The 4,506-nt window shown below is 38.3% G+C and carries 7 protein-coding genes; all 7 read right to left on the reverse strand.

Features of this window, described 5'->3' with window-relative positions:
• Positions 1 to 214: alpha/beta fold hydrolase (locus ACTHJT_RS13265; RefSeq protein ID WP_440238941.1), on the reverse strand; the 214-nt coding region annotated here is incomplete at its 3' end.
• A 2-nt stretch (positions 215 to 216) separates the two neighbouring features.
• On the reverse strand, positions 217 to 690 hold the full coding sequence (locus ACTHJT_RS13270) for a nuclear transport factor 2 family protein (protein WP_440238944.1): 474 nt from the start codon (positions 688 to 690) through the stop codon (positions 217 to 219).
• 196 nt (positions 691 to 886) lie between these two features.
• Positions 887 to 2,257: a cell envelope integrity protein CreD gene (gene creD, locus ACTHJT_RS13275; protein WP_440238946.1), complete on the reverse strand. Its 1,371-nt coding sequence runs from the start codon at positions 2,255 to 2,257 to the stop codon at positions 887 to 889.
• Between the two features lie 19 nt (positions 2,258 to 2,276).
• Positions 2,277 to 2,630 carry a diacylglycerol kinase family protein gene (locus tag ACTHJT_RS13280; protein WP_440238949.1) on the reverse strand — a complete coding sequence of 118 codons (354 nt, stop codon included), beginning with the start codon at positions 2,628 to 2,630 and terminating at the stop codon, positions 2,277 to 2,279.
• Positions 2,605 to 3,234, reverse strand: a complete 630-nt coding sequence (locus tag ACTHJT_RS13285; RefSeq protein ID WP_440238951.1) for a DUF1361 domain-containing protein — start codon at positions 3,232 to 3,234, stop codon at positions 2,605 to 2,607. Before ACTHJT_RS13285 ends, ACTHJT_RS13280 begins: the two co-directional genes overlap by 26 nt.
• A 41-nt stretch (positions 3,235 to 3,275) precedes the next feature.
• Entirely contained in the window at positions 3,276 to 3,575 is a 300-nt protein-coding gene (locus ACTHJT_RS13290; protein ID WP_440238953.1) for a winged helix-turn-helix domain-containing protein, read from the reverse strand.
• Entirely contained in the window at positions 3,572 to 4,207 is a 636-nt protein-coding gene (locus ACTHJT_RS13295; protein ID WP_440238955.1) for a hypothetical protein, read from the reverse strand. Before ACTHJT_RS13295 ends, ACTHJT_RS13290 begins: the two co-directional genes overlap by 4 nt.
• Between the last annotated feature and the right edge of the window lie 299 nt (positions 4,208 to 4,506).

The following is a 4,506-nucleotide window of genomic DNA, read 5'->3' on the forward strand; positions in this document are numbered from 1 at the left end:
CAGCAGCAACGATTCCTCCGAAAGACAAGCCGATCAAACAAAAAGGTTTATCAGTCTGGATGACCGCAGATAAACGGCGCACATAATTTTTAAGTGATTCTTCCGGTTGCGGTTGAATCCACTCGACATGTCTGATCTCAACGTGTTCAGGTAACCGCAGCTTTTTGAAAACACGTTTGTCTGCACCTAAGCCGCTGAAAAAATAAAGAACCATAATTAAGCAACGTTATTTTTCTGCATGTATGCTTTTAGTGCAGCTCTTGATTTTCGCTGGATTGAAGGCTGTAATATACCAAGTGCACTGAGCAGCATAGCCTTGAATCCCAAGGCCTGTTTGGCCCATGCATGCAGGTCAAATGAATCTTTATGTTTGTAGATTTTGCCATCTTTAAATTCAAATGTGGCCAGTACGTTGTTAATGACCTTACGGTTTGTTTTTGAGAAAACGTATTCAGCTTTCCAATGTGCTTTACCTTTATCCGCATCAGCAGAAATATTCTGGTAATCTATAGTTAAGGCCGAATTACTGCCAAGCAGCATGCGCCACATGCTCTTTGCTTCATTGCCCTTTAATATACCGAAGGCCGGATCTGAAAATTCTATTTCATCGTGATAACAAGCAATCATATCTTCAACATTTTTATACTTGAAGGAATGATAAAAATGTTCCAGAAGTTCCTGGTTTAGCATAATACAAATGGTTTAGTGGGAATTGTTTTAAAATCTGTTTTACGTATTTGTATATGGGATTGTTTATGACTTATGTTAAAAGTATAAATAAATTACATAAGTTATTTAAAGGAGTGAAAATATGATAATAAAAAATGAAATTGTGTAATAATACTATCGGGGTATTCATTAAATAATTCCCCGATAGTACGATTAGCTATTCTGATTTAGTGGATGCAGCAACTGTTTGTCTTTCTTCAGTTTCTTTATACCATTCAATATTTCTTGTCAGGTACATAGTTACACCCAGGATGATGAATAAGCCAATGCTGCCCATTAGTAGAGAGAAATCCTGCAGTTGCAATAGAGAATAGAAGAAGATATATAAGGTTGTTAAAATAATTGCGATCAAGCCGGTAATTTTTAATTGCTTAAAGATTGATTGTGTGTACATACTGATCATCGTGACAATACCTGCACACGAAATCCAGTAAGCAGCATCAAAATTCAGATGTTCTGAAATAGATAATAACAACACATAAAATAAGACAATACCAAAGCCGATCAATAGATACTGTATAGGGTGCACGCGTTTTTTATTAATGATTTCTATAAAGAAAAATGAAATAATTGTCAATAAAATAAACATGATGGAATACTTGGCTGTGCGATTTGTTTTTTGGTATTGATCAACGGGCAGAATTAATTTTACTCCGAAAGAAGAATCTTTTTGTCCGTTTGTCATAGCTGCTGATTGTTCACTTTGTTTGATAAAATTGTTGAAGCCATATTGCGGATAATTTCGGTTCAATTGTAAAATTTTCCATTTGGCATAGGAGCCGGATCCATTGGTATTACTGGTATCCGGAAGGAAAGCGCCCTGGTAACTGGGATTGGTCCAGTTGGTATTTAATTCAACAACTGTTTTCTTTCCATATGGGAGAAAGTATAAAGAGCTGCTGCCATTCAGGTTTACTGCACATGCAAAATTAAAATCATCCTGTGTAGTAAGATCTACCGGACAACTCATCCCTGAGTTGTAGATATCTGAGCTTGGAACGCCGGGATTGAATTCATACGCTGCAGTATCGTTGATGACAAATGAAACAATGTCCTTTACGCCCTTCAGGTCGCTGATCCCTAATTCAATATAAGCTTGCTCTGGATGAAATTCAGCATTAATCTCTTTTTTTAAGTTTTCAATTTCTGATTTGAATGAACCTTCAATTGTTATCTGGGTATTATACAGCACGATTTCATACATCCCCCGTTTTTTCTTATCAGGCACTAATTTTGTTTTTATCCGGACATCTTCCGGTAAAATATGCGCATAATGTTTGATATTTTCCGGTTGATTCTTTGCATTCAGGGTATAATAGGGAATAGTAATGACAGGCATTCCGACAGTCTGGTCAAGACCCCATTTGGATGCCACTTCCTGTATGGCACTGTCGCGGGTATATTCTCTTTCCCGGATCATATCCTGAATCATATTGGTTGGTATCAATAAAACTAAAATCAATATTCCGATGATGATAAGTTTTAATGTGATGGATGTACGGGCCCAGGTGTTGACGTTTGATAGCATAGTAGTAATAGTTTTTTTGTTAGAAAATTTTTGGAAGAATAAATAATAAAGCAATGGTTACTGCGTACAATGCACTTAGCAATACAGCAGCTGCAGCAATGTCCTTGATCTTTTTTATATGAATGGAATAATCGGCTGTCAGAAAATCGCACAGGTTTTCAATGGCTGTATTGATAAATTCAGTAATCAATACAGCTGCAATGGCAGAGGAAATCAGGCCCCATTCTATAGCAGAAAGTTTGAGTTGCAGGCAGATGCCACAAACAAGAATGGCTGATAGCAAATGGAACCGGACATTCCGCTCTTTCACGGCTTCGAACATTCCGTTCAATGCATAAGCAAAACTGTTAAGCCAGTTGATTGGGTGTTTCATGCGGGTAATGAATCAGGGATGAGATGATGTAGTACATAATCAGGAAAGCAATGCCATAACAGGTACTGAATGCCCATACATGTGGAACTGTGCTGAGGGAAAGACATTCAGAAATAAGATCCAGCGGATTGGTAAAAAGGTCCCAGCTGTTCCAGCGCTCTTCTCTTCCCAGGTACACACCAAAGCCTGCCAGCAGGGAAATACAGAAAACTATTGTATGTTGAGTAAATGCTGATGCATAGCGTTTGAAGACCTGGTGCATATTGTAAAGAGATAAGAGGCCAAAGAATAATGCGAGGGTTGAATAACTGAATAGCAGCAGGCAATCAAACCATTCGGGTATCGGTGGCCGTTCATGCAGGTGTTTCAGGTCTGTGATGATGTACAATGCATTTGGGAGGAAAAGCAGCCACAGCATACTTTTACCGATGAGCTTTGGAATGCTGTTCTGTGTACGTTGAATGTGCAGAGAAACCAGATAGGGAATGGCTGCGAGGAATAAATTCCATAGGAGGAAAATATAACTTAGTGAGCCGGAATACAGCATGCGTCCGACTTCAAGAGCCAGGCAAAGAAGCGAGAGTAATAGCAGTTTGTTTTTCATATTTAAAGTACTTTGTTTTTCAAAGTTATTGGATAAAAAAATCAGATTGATTTTTTGATAAGTTGTTCAAGTCCGTCAATATGGTCTTTAAAAGCTTTTTTACCTTCTTTAGTAATGCGGAAAGATGTGTTTGGTTTCTTTCCAATAAAAGCCTTCCGTACTTCGAGGTAGCCGATTTTTTCAAGCGCAGTAATATGGCTGGCAAGATTTCCATCGGTTGCTTCCAGAAGTTCTTTAAGCACATTGAATTCGACCCAGTCACTGGTGATCAGTATAGACATGATCCCGAGCCGGAGCCTGTTTTCAAAGGCTTTATTTAAATTTGAAATATAATTTTTCAACGTTCTAATTTAAAGTACATCACTGCTCCGTAAACAATGTGAAAGATACCAAATCCGAGGGCCCAGAACAAGAGCCCTTTTCCCGGAAACAAACATGCAACAAGCCCCAGGCATATTTCTGCAATACCAAGATAGCGGATATGATCAACGGTGTAGCGGCTACCATTGATTAACGCCAGTCCGTAGAAGATCAGCATAGCAGGAGCTACCAGAGCAATATTGTCTTTTAACAGGAACAAACAGAATAAGCCTCCTGTGGCCAAAGGAATAACCAGGTTAACGAGCATGCGGATGCTGATTGAATCAAACAAAGATTGACCTTGTTCATTAGCTTTTTTATTGGTAAAGAAGAAAGCGGCTGATACAGCAAGGATCAGGGTTATAGCTGCCATGCCGATCAGTTCATACATTAAGCTGTGCAATACTTTAAAGCTTGGTATGGCTCTGTAGCTGACAACGTTATTAAAGTCAAGCACATCGTGTATACGCCAGCGGGCCGCAAACGCACCCAGTAAAGCAATGATACCAGCCGATATTCCGGATAATCCACTCAGTGAAATGAATTTCGAAGAGCGTTCCATCAGTTGACGGATCTGCTTCAGGTCGGAAAGTTGTTTATCTATTTCTGTCATCGTTAAAGAACTTTGTATTTCAAAGTAAATATATTGGATTGTAGATTCCTAATTTTTGCCTGAAAAAAATGTGGGAGGAAATAAATCTGCTGAAATTTGCTTTAAATCAATCGTTTTGGTTTTTCTACCGGACTTCCTCTTAAACCTGGTTGGAATCATGTAGTAACTGTATCTATAAAAACAGAACACTGGTCTATATTTTGTCGCTTATGATATAAAATGTTTTTAAAGAGCTATAAATTTCACTTTCTTGATATTGGTAATATCTATCTGGACAGATTACAAAACTGATACGAAAT

The sequence above is a fragment of the Cytophaga sp. genome (assembly GCF_051961495.1).
In the GTDB taxonomy this organism is placed as follows: domain Bacteria; phylum Bacteroidota; class Bacteroidia; order Cytophagales; family Cytophagaceae; genus Cytophaga.